Consider the following 18105-nt stretch of genomic DNA (forward strand, 5'->3'; position numbering starts at 1 on the left):
GAAATGATCTCACTTAGCGAATGAAATTGCATCGATCTTGGAAACCGTTTCAATTGCGGAAAGACACTCCTCCCGAGAACTCCCCGCTACCTCGCACGCCAGAACATCATTGAGGAGAACGCGTCCGAACCGGGAGCAGCTCAAGCCTGGAAAGTCGAAGAGCTTGATGAGCGTCTTGCGGCTAGGCACTGGACCGATCTCGACGGCCAGCCTCTTGGCTGCAACGCCCTCGGGATCGAGTGCAAAAAGATCGAGTTTCAGCGAGCGCCAGCTGTCGCCCCTCTGGTTGTCGATCGGGAAATAGGTCCGGCAGTTCTCGCCTGCCACCTCAATCTTGTTCAATTCGATACGCAAAGGAGAGGGTACAGCACGGTCTTGAGCCAGAGCCGAACCGCTGAAGGGGAGCAGCAGAGCGAGGCATGCCCATATGCTGCCTGTTGAGTACCCAGGCTCATTCCACGTGCTTGTCCTCATGAACCCTTCCTCCTCGGTCGTGCAGGTGACGGCGCGGCATGCGCAGCCACACAGGGGCAAGAGAAGACGTGTTTTCTCTCAATCCCAAGGCCGACATGTGTCCAACGCCAGGGAAACTTCCCGTGAGAAGTTCAGATGAGATATCTTGAAGAAATCAGATAGATCAAGGGGTTAGCTAAAATTCAGAGCTGTTCTAAAACAAGCGCTACAGCTTTGAGAATGAGAGCGATTTCGCTTCTTTACAAAATTTTCAAAGTATATTTCTTGCCATTGTTGACTGCACAAGGTGTGCCGGATGGCTATCAACCAAGTTCAATGCGCATTGGCCGGGTTTCACAAAAATACCGCTTTGGACAAGGACAACGGAGCGGCACGTACTTTGCTCCAAGGAGGTTCAGCGTGGGTTTCAAAGGTCACGACAAGCCTTATCCAGCTTGGTATCCATATGCCTTTGTCGGCGGCATCGCGGCCCTTGCAACGGCGCTCTACGTAGTGAGCTGATGCAGGCTAGGCGGCTCAAGGCAGGTGCTGCGCTCGTAGCCGACGAGATTATCCGATATCCGATGATGAGTTTAAGGGTTTCATCATTCCCTTGACACTGCATCCCAAAGCGAAGCGAGGCAGTACATCCGTGCCTCGTTCACTTTTGGGAGAGTGTTGATCCTTCTGCTGGATCAGCCCGAGCATGTTTGCAGGAACATGGTTAACACATCGTTAAAAGATGCTTACTTATGGGAAGAACCGTCAACTGGTTATCCGGAGAGTCCAGACCTCGTAGCGACCGAAGAAGGGCTGACAACTGAGGTTGCCTGAAACCTACTCCCTTCGCTCCTGGTCACATCACGGCACCAACTTGCCATGGAACGAACTCGAGGTCGCCATAGCCTAGTTCTTCCGATTTTGTCGGCACTCCGGAGGCCACCTTCAGCAGGGTCTCGAAGATCTCCTGCCCCTTCGCCTCCAAGGAGATGCCGTCGAGGATATCGCCGCAATTGATGTCCATATCGTCGATCATCCGGCGGTAGATGTCCGAGTTGGTGGCAAGCTTGAGAGACGGTGCAGGCTTGCAGCCGAAAGCGGATCCGCGCCCTGTCGTAAAGGCGATCAAGTTGGCGCCACCGGCCACTTGACCCGTCGCTGCAACAGGGTCATAGCCGGGCGTGTCCATATAGACGAAGCCGTGATCCTTCACCTGCTCGGCATATTCGTACACGGCCTGAAGCGTGGAGCGCCCGCCCTTGGCTGTGGCACCCAGAGACTTCTCGAGAATCGTCGTAAGACCGCCCGCTTTGTTGCCCGGTGACGGGTTGTTGTTCATCTCGCCGCCATTGCGCTCCGTATAGGCTTCCCACCACCTGATCCGTGAGACAAGCTTCTCGCCGACGTCACGGGTCGCGGCGCGGCGGGTGAGCAGATGCTCTGCACCGTAGATCTCCGGCGTCTCGGACAGAATGGACGTCCCGCCGTGCCGCACGAGCAGGTCGGAGGCGACGCCCAGCGCCGGATTGGCCGTAAGGCCGGAATATCCATCGGAGCCACCGCACTGCAGAGCAAGGACGAGCTCCGAGGCTGGACGTGTTTCCCGCTGCGCCATCGCAACCACCGGAAGCATGGCTTTCACCGCATCAACGATGGCCTGCACGGTCAGCCGTGTTCCACCGGTTTCCTGTATCGTCAGGGTTCGGAACGTGTCCGTTTCCGTGAGGCCATACTCCTTCTTCATGCGCCCGATTTGAAACACCTCGCAGCCCAGGCCGACCATGATCACGCCTGCAAAATTGGGATGGCTGGCATAGCCCCACTGGGTCCGACGCAGGATCTCGAATCCCTCGCCATAGGCTGCATGGCCGCAGCCTGTGCCGTGAACGATGGCCACGATGCCGTCGATCCCGGGATAATCGCGAAGAATGCCCGAACGCTCCACCTCGGCTGCGGCAAACCGCGCAACGGATGCTGAGCAGTTCACGGATGTGAGAATGCCGATGTAGTTGCGGGTCCCGGTCTTGCCCGAGGCACGCCGGTATCCCTGGAAGGTGGCCTGCAGCTCCGGCGGAAGCAGGTCGTCGTCCTTTGCGTCAGCGCAGAACGCATAATCCCGCTCGAAATCGTGCATGCCCACATTGTGCTCGTGCACCCATTCGCCCGGCGCGATATGGTTCTTGGCAAAGCCGATGATCTGGCCGAACTTCCGGATCGGCTCTCCCTCTCGGATCGGATCGACTGCCATCTTGTGGCCGCGCAGGATGCGCTCGCGAGCTGTCAGCCCGGCAGCGTCGGCCCCCTGGTTCACGAGATCGATGGCGATGACCACGTTGTCATCGGGCGAAAGGCGGATCGTGCGTGGAGTGTTCATGACAATCGCTTTTTGAAATCAAAGGTAGCCGTTTTCCTTGAGGAACTGCGGCAGCCAAAGGACGGTTTCAGGGACAAAGGTGATGAGAAGAAGAACGAGAAGCAAGGGCACAAGCCAGGGGGCACAGGCCTTCATACATTCCTCGAAGGTTATGTTCGCCACGCGGGTGAGCACGTAGAGGACCATGCCGACAGGAGGCGTCAACAAGCCAATCATCAGGTTGAGAACCATGATGAGGCCGAAATGAACCGGGTCGATGCCGAGCTTTATGGCAACCGGCAGCAGCACGGGTGTCAGGATTGTGATGGCTGCAATCGTTTCCATGAAGCAGCCGACGATCAGCAGGAAGACGTTCACCAGGATCAGGAAGGTGATCGGATCGGCCGCATAGGTGATGATCCATTCACCGAGAGCGTCGGTGGTGCGGGTTGTGGTCAGCACCCAGCCGAAGATCGAAGCTCCTGCCACGATGAGAAGAACCACAGCCGTCGTCTCGACTGTGTCCATGGTGACACGGATGAACTGGCGCAGACTCAGCACAGAATAGCGCGGCCGCTTTCCGCGTGCAGCAAGCAGCATGTTGAAGCTGCCATGGATCACGGTCGACAGCAGCAGCGCATAGGCGCAGGCGAAGACGGCCGCTTCCGTGGGCGTGAACAGGCCGAAGCTCATGCCGCCGATGATGATGGCGGGGGTGAGAAGAGGCAGAAAGGCATTGACAAAGGATCGCCCAAGGCGGCCGAACTCGAACTTTGCATCGCGCCCGATCCCATAATAATGGGCATAGAGAGCTACAGTGGCCGACATGAAGAGCGCCATGATCAGGCCAGGAACGATGCCTGCGACGAAGAGTGCATTAATCGAGGCGTTGGCAACCACACCGTAGATGACCAGCGGCAGAGACGGCGGAATAATGGGTCCAATGGTCGATGAAGCAGCAGTGAGGCCCACGGCGAACTTCGTGTCGTAGCCATGATCGCGCATGGCCTTGATCTCGATCGTTCCAAGCCCGCCTGCGTCCGCTACGGCTGTTCCCGACATTCCAGCGAAGATGACGGAACCAGCGACGTTCACATGGCCAAGGCCGCCCTTCAGCCAGCCGACCGCTGCGACGGCAAAGTCGTAGATCTGCTTGGTAATGCCGGCAGAGTTCATCAGGTTTCCGGCCATGATGAAGAAGGGGACCGCAAGCAAGGGGAAGGAGTCGACGCCGTTCACCATCCGGTGAATCACGGTGATCACCGGTGTTGTGATCTCACCCGTCATGTTTCCGACGAAGAGGAACAGCAGTGAGGATCCTGCCAGGGCCACCGCGATCGGGACGCCGATGACGATCATGATCAGGAGGGCAACAAGCATCAGGGTAATGAGCATGGAGGTCTCCGCCCTCAGTCGATTGTCAGGCTGTGAGGGGCATCCGCCTCACGGCGGCGCAGGCGGCGCAGGAACCGTAAGGTCGCATGCACGGTCACGCCGGCCAGAGCTGCTGAAACCGCCCAGTACAGGTAGCTTTTCGGAATATCGATCGAGACCATGTAGCCCGGAGCGAGTGCGCCGAGCTGATAGGCATACCATGCCATGGCGCCGCAGAAGAGGGCGACGAGGCCGTCCACCGCAACAAGGGTCCAGTGCTTGGCTTCGCGGGGAAGGTAGACGAGAAGCGCCTCAACGGCAATATGCGAGCCCTTGCGCATGGCCGTGACCGACCCGACAAAGGTGATCAGGATGAGGAAATACCGGGCGATTTCCTCCGTCCACCCCAGGGAGTTGTTCAGAACGTAACGGGTGAAGAACTGTAGAAAAACGATCCCGAACAGGATCCAGAAGATCCCAAAGACCAACGTATCCGACCATCGTAGGTCGGATAGATCCACATGCGCCTCCTCCTCGCGCCATTGTTCGAAGAGTTCATCCATCTCCTGGTGGATGTCTCCCGAGGGAGCCGCATCGATCCTCTCTTCGGTTATGGCAGGCGCCTGGGTGTTCTGCATCGTGGGCCTTCGTTCCAGCTTTTCTCATTCAGAAGCGTGAGGCTCTCTCCACGCGGAAGAGAGCCTCGAGAGTCGTGCTAGTTGGTGGCTGCCTTGATTGTCTGGAGACGGTCGTAGACTGACTTGTCCCAAGTGGCATCAGAGCCCATGTGCATCTTGACCACAGCTTCACGGAACGGGGTCCGATCCACCGCCACCACGTTCTTGCCCTGTCCCTTGAACCAGTCGACAAGATCCTTTTCCATCTTGACGATGTCGTCGGTGCACTTGTCCGCTGCTTCCTGCAGGACTCCAGTCAGGGTTTTCTGTTCGTCCGCTGAGAGGCGCTTCATTGTGCCGCCGGAAACGATGCTCAGAAGTGCATCCGTAATGTGCCCCGTCAGCACAATGTTCTTCTGGACCTCATGGAACTTCTTGGCCTGGATGGTGACCAGCGGGTTCTCCTGCGCGTCGACCACTCCTTGCGAGAGCGCCAGATAGACTTCCGCAAATGCGATCGGTGTCGGGTTGGCGCCAACGGCTCTCGGGAACATGGTGTAGAGCGGCGCATCGGGCACGCGGATCTTTACCCCCTTCATGTCCTCGGGCTTGGTGATGTCCTTGTTCGCTGTCACGTGCCGCTCGCCGTAATAGGTCAGGCTCACGACCCGGTGGCCGGTCTTCTTCTCGTATCCCTGGCCGAGCTCCTTGAAGAGATCGGATTTCCGGAAGGCGTTCCAATGACCGAAGTCGCGGAACATGTAGGGAGCTCCACCGATGGCGACCGGCCCATGGGCGCGGCCGGCGAAGAGCTGGCCGGTATAGATGATGTCGACCGTACCGAGGGATAGGCCTTCGTTGATGTCGCTCTCCTTGCCGAGCGACGAGGCTGGGAAGACCTCAATGGTGTACTTGCCGTTGGTCCGCTTCTTGAGCTCCTCACCGGCCCAGAGCGCCCATTTATGATAGGGCTCGGACGTCTCATAGACGTGAGCCCATTTGAGCTTGGTCTGGGCGCTTGCGGGCAAAGCGGGGAAGGTAAGGGTAGCAGCGGCGATGAGGCCAAAGGCTAGGCGGCGGGTCAAAGATGGCATAGGCGTTCCTCCGAAAGAGCCCGGCTCTGCGACCGGTTCGTGATGGCCGGCGAGCGGTGCGCTCGCCAGAGTCACCCGACAAGCTTGTGGCTTTCGCCCATCGGTTGAACTAACATGTTAGGCATATGGACGCGTTCGACAAGAGAAAAAGCTACGATTTCCTGACTCCCTTTGAACGGGGGCCGCGGGGGAACACGACAGAGCAGGTCGAGCGCTCGCTTCGCTCAGCCATCGTTGATCTCGATTTCGAGCCGGGCGAGTTCATCGACAAGGGAGCCGTCTGCGCTGCCTTGGGTGTCTCCCGATTTCCTGTCTCGGAGGCCTTGTCGCGCCTCGCCACTGAGGGACTCGTTGAAATCCTGCCCCAGCGTGGCAGCCGTGCTGCACGTATTCGCCTTTCGGAAATCAGAGAATCGATGCTGATCCGCCAAGCTCTCGAATGCATCGTGGCGGAAAAGGCAGCTGAGCACCTGTCGGGGGGCCATGTGGCGGCCCTTCGTGAGAACCTTCAGGCCCAGCAGGAGGCCGTCGAGCGGGGGGATCGCCCCGGCTTCTATGCGCTGGATCTCGTGTTCCATACGATCCTGGTCGAAGGACTGGAACTGCCCCGGGTGGCTGCCGTGATCGATGCATCCCGTGCCAACATCGATCGGGTGCGCCGGCTCCTCTCGTCGCCTCGCCGCCACACCGTGACATTGGTCGAGCATCGCGAGATCTTTCAGGCGCTCGAAGCTCGTGACCCCCAGGCGGCGCACAGAGCCATGGCGGCTCATCTCCAGGCAGTCATGGAGGAACTGGGGCGCTTCTCGGCCGAGCATGCGGATGTCTTCGTGCATACCTAAAGGGAGACCGGAGGAGCCGTGATGAATTGGTTCGGCGGTGGCTCAGGAGGGTCAGGCCGAGCGATCTGGATGCTCTGCCCCTCGATCTCACGTCTACATCGTTGCGCCTATGGTCGGATGGTGTTTCTTTCCTAGTTCTCTCCGGAGGAGAACAACAGATCATGACGCCTGACGCACCCCTGTCCCTTCACGTACCTGAACCGGCCGTCCGTCCGGGGGGAGCCCCGGACTTCTCGAACGTTAAGATTCCCAGGGCAGGAGCCGTGCCCCGGCCGGAGATCGATGTCGAACCGGAATCCATCCGGGATCTCGCTTTCTCGATCATTCGTGTGCTCAACCGCAATGGAGAGGCTGTCGGCCCCTGGGCTGGCCTGCTGAGCGACGAGGAGTTGATCGAGGGCATGCGCCACATGATGACGCTGCGAACCTTCGACGCGAGGATGCTGATCGCCCAGCGCCAGGGCAAGACGTCCTTCTACATGCAGCATCTCGGGGAGGAGGCGATCAGCTGCGCCTTCCGCAGGGCGCTCTCGCCGGGCGACATGAATTTTCCGACCTATCGTCAGGCCGGCCTCCTGATTTCGGACGGCTACCCCATGGTCGACATGATGTGCCAGATCTATTCCAACGCGCGCGATCCGCTGAAGGGGCGCCAACTGCCCGTCATGTACAGCTCCAAGGAGCACGGCTTCTTCACGATCTCTGGGAACCTCGCGACTCAGTACATACAAGCGGTCGGGTGGGCAATGGCGTCGGCGATCCGCAACGACAGCAAGATCGCCGCTGCGTGGATCGGGGACGGATCAACGGCCGAGTCGGATTTCCACGCGGCGCTCGTCTTCGCCTCCACCTACAAGGCGCCGGTCGTGCTCAACATCGTCAACAACCAATGGGCGATCTCGACCTTCCAGGGGATCGCCCGGGGAGGCTCGGGCACCTTTGCGGCGAGAGGCTTGGGTTTCGGCATTCCGTCCCTGCGGGTCGACGGCAACGACTATCTGGCCGTTTACGCCGTAGCAAAATGGGCCGTCGAGCGGGCCCGTCGCAATCTCGGGCCGACCCTCGTCGAATACGTCACCTACCGGGCCGGGGCGCACTCCACATCCGACGATCCGTCAGCCTATCGGCCGAAGACCGAATCAGACGCCTGGCCTCTCGGCGATCCGATCATCCGTCTTAAGAACCATCTGATCGTTCGCGGCGTCTGGTCCGAGGAGCGGCACAAACAGGCCGAGGCCGAAATCCTCGATACGGTGATCGCCGCCCAGAAGGAGGCGGAGAGCTACGGGACGCTGCATGCTGGCGGAAAGCCGTCTGCGCGCGACATGTTCGACGGCGTCTATGCCGAGATGCCGCCTCATTTGCGGCGTCAGCGTCAGCAGGCGGGGGTCTGATCCATGGCACGCATGACGATGATCGAAGCCATCCGGGATGCGATGGACGTGATGATGGTGCGCGACGAGCGTGTCGTGGTCTTCGGGGAGGATGTCGGCTATTTCGGCGGTGTCTTCCGCTGCACGGCAGGTCTCCAGCAGAAATACGGAAAGACCCGGTGTTTCGATGCCCCGATCAACGAGGCTGGCATCGTAGGAGCAGCCATCGGCATGGCGGCCTATGGACTTCATCCCTGCATCGAGATCCAGTTCGCCGATTACATGTACCCGGCCTATGATCAGATCGTGTCCGAGGCGGCCCGCCTGCGGTATCGTTCCAACGGCGAGTTCACCTGTCCGCTCGTCGTCCGCATGCCGACCGGTGGCGGTATCTTCGGCGGACAGACGCACAGTCAGAGCCCTGAAGCCCTGTTCACCCATGTGTCTGGATTGAAGACCGTCGTGCCGTCGAACCCCTATGATGCCAAAGGCCTCCTGATCGCAGCCATCGAAGATCCAGATCCGGTAATTTTTCTTGAGCCGAAGCGGCTTTACAATGGACCGTTCGACGGTCATCACGACCGCCCGATCACGCCCTGGTCCAAGCACGACCTCGGGGAGGTTCCGAGCGGTCATTTCGCATTGCCGCTCGGCAAGGCGTCCATCGTGCGTGAGGGGGCAGCTGTGACCGTTCTGGCCTACGGGACGATGGTCTACGTCGCCCAGGCAGCCGCGGCGGAGACGGGCGTCGACGCGGAGATCATCGATCTACGCACTCTGCTTCCTCTCGACATGGAGACGATCATTGCGTCCATCAGGAAGACAGGTCGCTGCGTGATCGTCCATGAGGCGACGCTCACGTCGGGCTTCGGAGCGGAGTTGGCGGCGCTCGTCCAAGAGGCCTGCTTCTTTCAGCTCGAGGCGCCGATTGCCCGCGTGACGGGATGGGACACGCCGTACCCGCATGCGCAGGAATGGGACTACTTCCCGGGGCCTGCCCGTGTCGGGCGCACGCTCGTCGAGACGGTGGAGGCCTGACATGAGTGAGCACCTGATCAAGATGCCCGATGTAGGCGAGGGAATCGCCGAGGCCGAACTCGTCGAATGGCACGTCAAGGTCGGCGATCTCGTGCGCGAGGATGCTCTGCTCGCAGCGGTGATGACGGACAAGGCGACGGTGGAGATTCCCTCCCCGGTCGATGGCGAGGTTCTGTGGCTCGGCGCGGAGATCGGCGATGTGGTGGCGATCGGATCTCCCCTGATCCGCCTGAAGACAGGAGACGCGGAAAGCGCTGCTTCCGGTCGTGATGCGGCCGAACAGGCGCCCGAAGCGCCTGTTCGGCCGAAGGATATCGAGGCACAGGCCGATGGCGCGGTCAGAACCTCGGATGCCATCGTCGAAAAGCAGGCGAGAGAAACTCCGCAGTCTCGGCCTGTCGAAGCCCCGCAGAGCCCGCCTGTGAGAGTACACCGCCCATCCGTCTCTCGCATGGAGGGCGACAGGCCGATCGCCTCCCCGGCTGTCCGACTGCGAGCCCGCGAAGCCGGGATCGACCTGAGGCAGGTTCCAGGATCTGGCCCCGCCGGCCGGATCACCCATGATGATCTTGATGCGTTCCTCACCCACGGTCCGCAAGTCGCCAGAGCCCAGGGTCTGGCTCAGGACACCTCGGTCCAGCACGTCAAGGTGATTGGATTGCGCCGCAAGATTGCGGCGAAGATGTCGATCGCAAAGTCGCGGATCCCACACATCACCTATGTGGAAGAGGTCGATGTGACTGCTCTCGAGGATTTGCGGACGACACTCAACGCGAGCAAACGATCCGACCGGCCGAAGCTGACCCTGCTGCCGTTCCTGATGCGCGCCATGGTCAGGGCCATCGCCGAGCAACCGAACCTCAACGCGATCTACGACGACGAGGCGGGAGTCGTCTACCAGCACGGCGGCGTTCATATTGGCATCGCCACGCAGACCGGTTCGGGCCTGATGGTGCCGGTCGTCAGGCACGCGGAGGCGCGGGACCTCTGGGAATGCGCCACGGAGTTGACCCGTCTGGCCGAAGCTGCCAAGGCCGGCCTCGCCACCCGTGAGGAGCTGAGCGGGTCGACGATCACCATCACGTCTCTTGGTGCTATGGGCGGCATCGTCACGACACCGGTGATCAATCATCCGGAGGTTGCCATCATCGGAGTTAACAAGATCATGGTACGCCCCGTCTGGGATGGTTCGACGTTCATTCCCCGCAAGATGATGAACCTGTCGTCCAGTTTCGATCACCGGATCATCGACGGCTGGGATGCGGCGGTTTTCGTGCAACGCATCAAGACGCTGCTGGAGACGCCTGCGATGATCTTCGTGGAGGCTTAAAGTCAATGAAGGATATTTCCTGCAAGCTCCTTGTCATCGGGGCCGGGCCAGGCGGCTATGTCTGCGCGATTCGTGCCGGACAGCTCGGCATTGACACAGTCATCGTCGAGGAGAGAAAGCCCGGCGGCACCTGCCTCAACGTGGGCTGCATTCCGTCCAAGGCTCTCATCCATGCGGCTGAGGAATACGACCGGATCGTGCATCTCGCATCGGGAAAGAACCCTCTCGGGATCAGAACGACGCGACCTGAACTCGATCTGTCCCAAACCATTGCCTGGAAGGACACCATTGTCGGCCGGCTGAACAGCGGCGTGTCGAGCCTCCTCAAGCGGTCCAAGGTCAAGATGGTCCAAGGCCGAGCACGCTTTCGCGACGGCAAGACGGTCGAGGTGGAAACAGAGACCGGTCGGCAGATCATCCGTGCTGAGAATGTTGTGATCGCAACAGGGTCGGCTCCCGTCGAGCTCCCCAACCTGCCATTCAGCGGGACGGTAATTTCCTCGACCGAAGCACTTTCGCTGACATCTGTTCCTGAGAAACTGCTGGTCGTCGGGGGCGGCTATATCGGCCTGGAACTTGGGACAGCCTTCGCCAAGATGGGCGCGAAGGTGACCGTCGTCGAGGCGCAGGCTCGCATTCTGCCGCAATATGATGCCGAACTTACCCGACCGGTATCCAAAAGGCTGCAGGCTCTTGGCATTGATGTCATGACGCGCGCAAAGGCCAGAGGGTTGGCCAAAGCCGGAAGCGTTCTCCTGGTCGAGACGGAGAGCGGATCGGAAGTGCCGCTTGCGGCCGACAAGATCCTCGTCACGGTGGGTCGGAGGCCAGTCATGCAAGGATGGGGGATGGAGGAGCTCGTTCTTGATGTGGATGGCCCCTTCATCCGGATCGACGAGCGGTGCCAGACCTCGATGCGCGGCATCTATGCCATCGGCGACGTGACGGGCGAGCCGATGCTGGCCCATCGCGCCATGGCACAAGGTGAGATGGTCGCCGAGATCATCGCGGGCCATAAGCGGATCTGGGATAAGCGAGCCATTCCGGCGGTGTGCTTCACCGATCCCGAAATCGTCGCGGTCGGCTTGACCTCGGAGGAGGCCCAGAAGACCGGTAGTGAAATCCGTGTTGGCCATTTTCCCTTTTCGGCCAACGGGCGCGCCATGACGAAGCTCGGCGAGGAAGGCTTCGTTCGCGTCGTGTCTCGGGCGGACAATCACTTGGTTCTCGGCATCCAGGCTGTCGGACAGGGCGTGTCCGAACTCTCCGCAGCCTTCGGTCTTGCCATCGAGATGGGGGCACGTCTTGAGGATATTGCCGGCACCATCCATGCGCACCCCACACAGGGCGAGGCTTTCCAGGAGAGCGCCCTGAAGTCTCTGGGACGTGAACTCCACGTCTGAGAGCGGCGGACGGTGCCTGACCGTCCGTCTCATCTACCCGGGAAGGGCAATCCTGTAGGCCTCGATATCGCCTTTGCCCTTGATGGGAACAGGTCCCAGCGGAGCAGCGTCGACCCGTGTCCGGACTCGCTCCCAGGCGTCGCTGCTAAGATTGATGCCGCTCTGTCGACCATATCCGGCGAGCCGTGCGGCGACGTTCACCGTATCGCCCCAGATGTCGAAGCTGAATTTCTGCCGGCCGACGACGCCAGCAACAACCGGACCGACGTGAATGCCCACTCGCACATCCCAAGGCAGAGGCAGCCTACGGGCAGAGGCGATGGTCGATATGGCGCATTCGATACTTGCCATCACCGGGTCCGGATTGGGCAGGAGCAGGCCGGCCGTGGCGAGAAATCCATCGCCGACGGTCTTGATCTTCTCGAGGCCATGCTGCGACGCGATGTCTTCGAAGGTCGAAGCGTAAACATGAAGATTTGCGACGATCTCCTCCGGTGCAAGGAGGTCGCAGTAGGCGGTGAAACCAACAATATCTGCGAAGAAAACGACAACATCCTCATGGCGGCGGGGCGTTACGGTTTGCGACTGCTCAAGCTCGTCCACAGCCTGTGAGGGCAGGATGGCATGGAGGAGCGCCTCGGCTCGGCGCCGCTGGCGATCGATCTCGGTAAGATAGTTGAGCTCTTGATCATGCAGTCTCTTCTTCTCCAGGCAGGCTCTCACGCGTGCTCTCAGGAGCGCCGGATTGAACGGCTTCGGGAGGTAGTCCTCGGCTCCGAGTTCGATGCAGCGGACGACGCTCTCGAACTCGGACAGGGCTGAAATCATCAGAATCGGGATATCACGCGTCGCCGAATCCGTCTTGAGCCGCTTGAGGACTTCGTAACCGTTGACCTCGGGCATCATGATGTCAAGAAGAACGAGATCGAAGCGCTCCCGGGCAATCAGGGCGAGAGCCTCGCGCCCGTTTTCGGCCGTCGCCAGATCCGTCCATCCCTCACGCTGCAGCCGCCGGGTCAACGTGTACCGGTTGTCCTCGTTGTCATCCACCACAAGGATGCGGACGCCGGCATCGGTCATGGAAGGCTCCGGCTCCGAATGAGAGCATCGATTTTCTCAAGCAGCCGCTCGAAGACGACCGGCTTAGCATCATACTCGTCGCAGCCGGCGTTCAGCGCCTTCTCCCGATCTCCCGGCATCGTATGCGCAGACAGTGCAAGAATGGGAATGTTCTTGGTATCAGGCACCTGTTTCAGCTGGCTTGCTGCCGTCCAGCCGTCGAGAGATGGAAGGCCGAGATCCATCAGGATCAGATCAGGCTTTTCCCGGAGCGCCATTTCGATCCCCTGCGCGCCATCGGACGCGATGCTGACCTCGAAGCCGTGTCTCATGAGACGCTGGGTCAGCATGTAAGCATTATCCTCGTTATCCTCGACGTAGAGAATCCTGGTCATGCCTGCTCCTGGTTCTCCGGTCGGCCGAGCCGCAGGCAATCGGCAATGACATCCCGCAAGGTGGCGAGAACCTCATCCCGGCCGCCCAGTCTCTTGCGCAGAATTCGTCGAATGCCGCCGCTCAGGCGGCGCTGAGCTTCCTCGTCGACGTCGGCAGCCGTCAGCACGATGAGAGGAAGATGCCGTGTTGCCTCGTTTCGATTGATCTCATCGACGAATTCGAAACCGTCCATTTCCGGCATCATCAGATCGAGGAGGATGATATCGGGCTTGACGAGCGGAAGCCGATCCAGGGCAACCCGCCCGTTCTCGGCCTCAGCCACCTCCCACCCATCCTCACGCAGGATCCGTGCAAGCCACCCCCGAGTGTGCGGGTCATCCTCAACCACCATGACCCGAGAGCTTGCGTGATCGGTCCGGCAGGCGGAAAGAGCCTTCAGCAGACACTCGCGGCTGACTGGCTTTGTCAGATAGGCGGCGGCCCCGAGGGCATATGCCTGATTCTCCTCGTCGACGATGGTGACCATGATGACAGGGATGTCCTGGAGTACCCGATCGCGCTTCAACTGCTGGAGGGTACTCCAGCCATCGAGGCCCGGCATCAGCACATCCAAGGTAATTACCGACGGCCGGATCTCACGGGCGATCTCAATCCCTCGCTGGCCGCTTTCCGCTGTTACTACTTCGAAGCCTTCACGCACCAGGATCTGGCGCAGGATCTCCCGCGATGTCGGCTCGTCGTCGATGATCAGCGCGCGTTGCCCCCGTCCGATAGGTTGTACTATCGCGGAAGAGTTTGCTGCGCTGGAACGCCTCCGGGGAGGGCCGCCCACTCCGCCCGCCGGTAGTGAAACGGTGAAAATGCTGCCGGCTCCCACAACGCTCTGCACGGTGATGTCCCCGCCCATGACACGGCAGAGACGACGGCTGATAGCGAGTCCGAGCCCGGTTCCTCCGAATTTCCGTGTCGTGGTACTGTCCGCCTGACTGAATTCCTGGAAGAGCTTGTCGCGTTGCTCCGCTGTCATGCCAATGCCCGTATCGTGAACCGCGATCTGGATCGTGTCTCCTCCTCGGTCCGTGATCCGAGAGGCCTTTAGTGTCACGGTTCCACCTTTGGTGAACTTGCAGGCATTGCTCAGCAGGTTGAGCAGAACCTGCCGCAGGCGCACAGCGTCTGTCTGCATCCGGCCGATATCCGAGGCGATCTCCACCTTGAGATGGTTGTTGTTCCTTCTCGCGAGAGGATCAGCCGTCATGGAAGCTTCTCCGATCAGGACGTGCAGATCGATCTCCTCCGGGTGGAGCTCCAGCTTGCCGGCCTCGATCTTGGCCAGGTCAAGAATCTCGTTGATCAGGGCCAGGAGATGCGTGCCAGCATGACGGATCCTGTTCAGGGGCTCCACCAGCGGCTCGTCGCCGGTCTCCTCAGCCTCCTCCTTGAGCATCTCGGTGATGCCGATGATGGCATTGAGCGGCGTCCTCAGCTCATGGCTCATGTTCGTAAGAAATTGGCTCTTTGCCCGCGTCGCCGCCATGGCCTCATCGCGGGCAAGCTCCAGCTGTGCCGCATGATGCTTGATTTCCGTGATATCGGTATAGACGACGACAGTCCCGCCTCCTGCGATCCTGCGCTCGCAGACCTGAATCCAGCGATTGCCATCGCGGTGCTGGATCTCGGCTGCTACCGGGTTTCTGTGCCGGGCCAATCTTTCAGCAACCCAAGGGTCGACTCTTCCTTTTGCCTCCAGAATAAGGCCGCGCTCCGCAGCGCGTCGGATCACCGTCTCGAACGGTGTTCCAGGCTCCATGGGAACGCCGGCTCCAGGATAGAGGAGTTCCTCGTAGCGGCTGTTACACAGGATAAGGCGATCGTCGGCGTCGTAGAGGGCAAAGCCCTCGTTGATGCTCTCGATTGCATCGATCAGCCGCTGCCGGGCATCGGCGACCTCGCGCAGGTTCTTCTCCTCGACCTCGATCGCCGTATCCCGGAAGACGGCGAGAGCCTTGGCCATCTGTCCGATCTCATCCCCTCCGTCCTTGGGCAGAGGAGCGCGCAGATTGCCCCCAGCGATCGCGAGCATGCTGTTGCTCAGGTTTTGCAGACGCGCGACGAGATTGCGATCGACGTAGAGCCAAACGATGAGCAGAGAGCTCAGAAGGCTGAGGGAGACGACACTCAGCAGAATATTTCGGCCGATGTGCTGAGCCATCAATGCCTCTCCGCTTGCCGCGCGAATGTCGCCGCGCGCCGTCGCGACAAGACCGTCGACTGCTTTCGTCAGCTGTGCGGAAAGGCCCGCATTCTCCACAAGAAGCCGTTCAGCATCCTCTACGAGAATGAGCTCCGTCCTCCGCGCGGACAGGATGCTGTCCTGCCCCTCGACCAATCTGGCGAAGTCCGAAATACGCTGATCGAAACGGGATCGTAGGCGTTGATCAGCCAGCTCGGAAGCGATCTGGCGCAAAGTCGACAGGGAGCGGTTGAGAGGAAAGCTCATCACGGCTATGTCGGCAGGCTTTTCGGCAAGAGAGGCCTTGAGCAAGCCGTCGCTGATCGAGGCGAATTCGAGCTGCGCCTTCTGCATGAGAAGGTTTTCGGCAATCTCCTGTACGATCACCGAAGGGGGTTGCGGAAAGCCGGCAGTCGTCTGCTCGCCACGGTCGATGCGACGTGAGGCTGCAAACTTGGAGTCCAGAACCACGAGGGCAGGAGCGATCAACCTTTGTGCTGCAACCGACGCATTTGAAAGACGCTGGACGAGCGCATCCTTGCGCGATGCTACTGCCAGGCGTCCTGCCACAAGGCCGGCAAGCGCCGTGAGGTTGCGCCGCAATCCCGCAACAGCGGGTTCCATGGCAGCGACCGCAGCGGGGTCAACCTCGCTGTGGATCTGGGCAAGCAGAGCTTCCAGGCGCTCGACCTCCGCCGTGATGGCGGCAGAGATGTCCTGGTACTGCGCCTGTGAGCGGGCTGTCAGAAGGGTCGGCGCCGCAGCGACGATGCGTTCAGCCTGTCGCGACAGGTCGAGAGCGGAAAGGGCCGAGGGGACGCGCTCTTCAGTGATGCGCTCAATGACCTGAGTCATTTGGCGGAATGCATAGGTCCCCGTCGCCGCAGCCAGCACGGCGAAGGCGCTGATGCCGAGAAAGGCGAGGAGTAGCCGCCAGCGGACGCTCAGATGGAAAGACATTTGAGCAGGGGGAAGCCCCCTTCCTCATTCCAGGGGCACATATTGGCCACTCCGCCAGATGAACCATTCGAAGCCAGGTTGCCGTACATCGCCCTTGGCATCGAAGCTGACCCGCCCAAGAATGGTGTCGAACTCGTTTGAGCGAAGAGACTTCATCACTGCTTGAGGCTCGATCGAGCCCGCCTTGGCGACCGCCTGAGCCCAGGCTTGGACGGCCCCATAGCTATAGAGCGTATATCCTTCCGGTTCGAAGCCCTGCTGACGAAAGCGCTCGATGAGAGAAGCAGCGCCAGGATTTCGGCGGGGATCGCGGAAGGAGGTGAATACCGTTCCTTCGCCAGCCTCACCCGTCACCTGTACGAAGGCTTCACTCGCGATGCTGTCGCCGGACACCAGCTGCAGATTGTAACCCTGCGCGCGGGCATTCCGGATCAGGATGGCGGCTTCCCGGTAATAGCCACCGAAATAGGCGATCCGGACTCCGGCAGCCTGCAGCTTTGCCACGAGAGGAGAGTAGTCGCTCAGGCCTGGTTCGAGTTCATCATAGAGCGTTTCCGCCCTGCCATGCCCTCGGAGTTGCCGCTGGATCTCCTCGGTGATCCCTTTGCCATAGATCGAACCATCGCTCAGGACAGCGATCTTTGCGTCCCGCCCTCGTTCGGCCAAATAGGCAGCTGCGATTGCGCCCTGCTGATCATCCCTTCCACAAATGCGGAAGACATTCGAGCGGCCCTCTTCCGTCAGTCGTGGATTGGTCGAGGCCGGGGTCATCTGGATGATGCCTGCTCTTTCATAAATACTGGCTGCTGGAATGGAAGCGCCCGAGCATTGGTGCCCGACGACAAAGGCTACCTTCTCGGCCACAAGCTTGTGAGCAGCCGCTATCGCTTGGCCGCTGTCGCAAGCATCGTCGACAGAAATGAGCCTCAGTTGCTGGCCGAGCACGCCGCCAGAAGCATTGATGTCAACAATGGCCATTTCTACGCCCTGCTGCTGCTGCTCGCCCTGATACGCATTGGGGCCCGTAAGAGCTCCAGCCATGCCGATGAGGATCTCAGCGCGGGACGAGCTGGCCCCCACCACCGCAAAGACGATGGCCGCAGCAAGACGCAACAGTTTTCGTTCCATGGCGAGCCTCCCGCCACTTGGCTGCATCAACGTCTTTGGAGCACTCGCCTGCCGCACAGAAGAGATCATGTTATAACGGAAAAGTCTTTTCGCAGCTGCTTTCAGCAGAACAGGGGTCTGCTGAAAGTCAAAACAAGTCTTCCGCCGCAGGTTATCTGCTCGCGCTCCGGGCCATATCCTAAACGATATGATAGCCAAGGTCGATGCGTGAAAAGTTCCGCAACAGGTCTGTGCGGGACTATAAGGGAATACGCCACAGGGAGGTGAAGCCGTCAGCGATCGGCCGGATCCAACCGCTCTGGGAATGGCTATGAAGGTCTCTATAGGAGGCCTGCGGAGATTCGACTCATCACACGGTACCAGCAGCGGCGCTCGGCTTCGAGGCTGAACTGTTGACAGTATTACGGTCAATGTTGGATGGATAAAAGCCAACCCTAGAGCATTTTTCCTGC

Annotated in this window: 15 protein-coding genes; 6 read left to right on the forward strand and 9 right to left on the reverse strand. The window is 60.2% G+C overall.

All coding sequences use genetic code 11. From position 1 onward, the window contains the following. Positions 1-9: 9 nt before the first annotated feature. Positions 10-342 carry a Tat pathway signal protein gene (locus tag AC0QTX_RS03035; RefSeq protein ID WP_474602345.1) on the reverse strand — a complete coding sequence of 111 codons (333 nt, stop codon included), beginning with the start codon at positions 340-342 and terminating at the stop codon, positions 10-12. 351 nt (positions 343-693) lie between these two features. Between AC0QTX_RS03035 and AC0QTX_RS03040 the strand changes: the two genes are divergently transcribed. Beyond that, positions 694-975 carry a hypothetical protein gene (locus tag AC0QTX_RS03040; protein ID WP_474602346.1) on the forward strand — a complete coding sequence of 94 codons (282 nt, stop codon included), beginning with the start codon at positions 694-696 and terminating at the stop codon, positions 973-975. 334 nt (positions 976-1309) lie between these two features. Here AC0QTX_RS03040 and AC0QTX_RS03045 read toward each other — a convergent pair whose 3' ends face one another. The 4 genes from AC0QTX_RS03045 to AC0QTX_RS03060 form a co-directional block, all read right to left on the reverse strand. Beyond that, positions 1310-2827: a UxaA family hydrolase gene (locus AC0QTX_RS03045; RefSeq protein ID WP_474602347.1), complete on the reverse strand. Its 1518-nt coding sequence runs from the start codon at positions 2825-2827 to the stop codon at positions 1310-1312. 18 nt (positions 2828-2845) lie between these two features. Continuing rightward, complete coding sequence (locus tag AC0QTX_RS03050) at positions 2846-4195, reverse strand: TRAP transporter large permease (protein WP_474602403.1); 1350 nt, start codon at positions 4193-4195, stop codon at positions 2846-2848. A gap of 20 nt (positions 4196-4215) precedes the next feature. Next, entirely contained in the window at positions 4216-4818 is a 603-nt protein-coding gene (locus tag AC0QTX_RS03055) for a TRAP transporter small permease (RefSeq protein ID WP_474602348.1), read from the reverse strand. A 77-nt stretch (positions 4819-4895) separates the two neighbouring features. Next, the gene (locus tag AC0QTX_RS03060; protein ID WP_474602349.1) at positions 4896-5891 is read right to left on the reverse strand and encodes a sialic acid TRAP transporter substrate-binding protein SiaP; all 996 of its coding nucleotides are present in this window, start codon (positions 5889-5891) and stop codon (positions 4896-4898) included. A 125-nt stretch (positions 5892-6016) separates the two neighbouring features. On the opposite strand from AC0QTX_RS03060, the gene AC0QTX_RS03065 reads away from it, so the two are divergent. From AC0QTX_RS03065 to lpdA, 5 genes are all read left to right on the forward strand, one after another. After that, positions 6017-6733, forward strand: coding sequence for a GntR family transcriptional regulator (locus AC0QTX_RS03065; RefSeq protein WP_474602350.1), 717 nt, complete (start codon positions 6017-6019; stop codon positions 6731-6733). Positions 6734-6894: 161 nt separating this feature from the next. Continuing rightward, positions 6895-8127, forward strand: a complete 1233-nt coding sequence (locus AC0QTX_RS03070) for a thiamine pyrophosphate-dependent enzyme (RefSeq protein WP_474602351.1) — start codon at positions 6895-6897, stop codon at positions 8125-8127. A gap of 3 nt (positions 8128-8130) precedes the next feature. Beyond that, a complete protein-coding gene (locus AC0QTX_RS03075) occupies positions 8131-9144 on the forward strand; it encodes an alpha-ketoacid dehydrogenase subunit beta (protein ID WP_474602352.1) in 1014 nt (337 codons plus the stop codon). Between the two features lies 1 nt (position 9145). Further along, on the forward strand, positions 9146-10474 hold the full coding sequence (locus AC0QTX_RS03080) for a dihydrolipoamide acetyltransferase family protein (protein WP_474602353.1): 1329 nt from the start codon (positions 9146-9148) through the stop codon (positions 10472-10474). 5 nt (positions 10475-10479) lie between these two features. Next, positions 10480-11877: a dihydrolipoyl dehydrogenase gene (lpdA, locus tag AC0QTX_RS03085; RefSeq protein WP_474602354.1), complete on the forward strand. Its 1398-nt coding sequence runs from the start codon at positions 10480-10482 to the stop codon at positions 11875-11877. A gap of 33 nt (positions 11878-11910) precedes the next feature. Here lpdA and AC0QTX_RS03090 read toward each other — a convergent pair whose 3' ends face one another. Genes AC0QTX_RS03090 through AC0QTX_RS03105 form a run of 4 tightly spaced genes read right to left on the reverse strand, consistent with a single transcriptional unit; the run spans position 11911 to position 17653 of the window. Next, positions 11911-12957 carry an adenylate/guanylate cyclase domain-containing protein gene (locus AC0QTX_RS03090; protein ID WP_474602355.1) on the reverse strand — a complete coding sequence of 349 codons (1047 nt, stop codon included), beginning with the start codon at positions 12955-12957 and terminating at the stop codon, positions 11911-11913. Next, positions 12954-13331: a response regulator gene (locus tag AC0QTX_RS03095; protein ID WP_474602356.1), complete on the reverse strand. Its 378-nt coding sequence runs from the start codon at positions 13329-13331 to the stop codon at positions 12954-12956. Before AC0QTX_RS03095 ends, AC0QTX_RS03090 begins: the two co-directional genes overlap by 4 nt. Next, complete coding sequence (locus tag AC0QTX_RS03100) at positions 13328-16525, reverse strand: response regulator (protein WP_474602357.1); 3198 nt, start codon at positions 16523-16525, stop codon at positions 13328-13330. The genes AC0QTX_RS03095 and AC0QTX_RS03100 overlap by 4 nt, the downstream gene beginning before the upstream one ends. 24 nt (positions 16526-16549) lie before the next feature. Beyond that, positions 16550-17653 carry a branched-chain amino acid ABC transporter substrate-binding protein gene (locus AC0QTX_RS03105; protein WP_474602358.1) on the reverse strand — a complete coding sequence of 368 codons (1104 nt, stop codon included), beginning with the start codon at positions 17651-17653 and terminating at the stop codon, positions 16550-16552. Between the last annotated feature and the right edge of the window lie 452 nt (positions 17654-18105).

The sequence above is a fragment of the Microvirga sp. jy35 genome, from assembly GCF_056148915.1.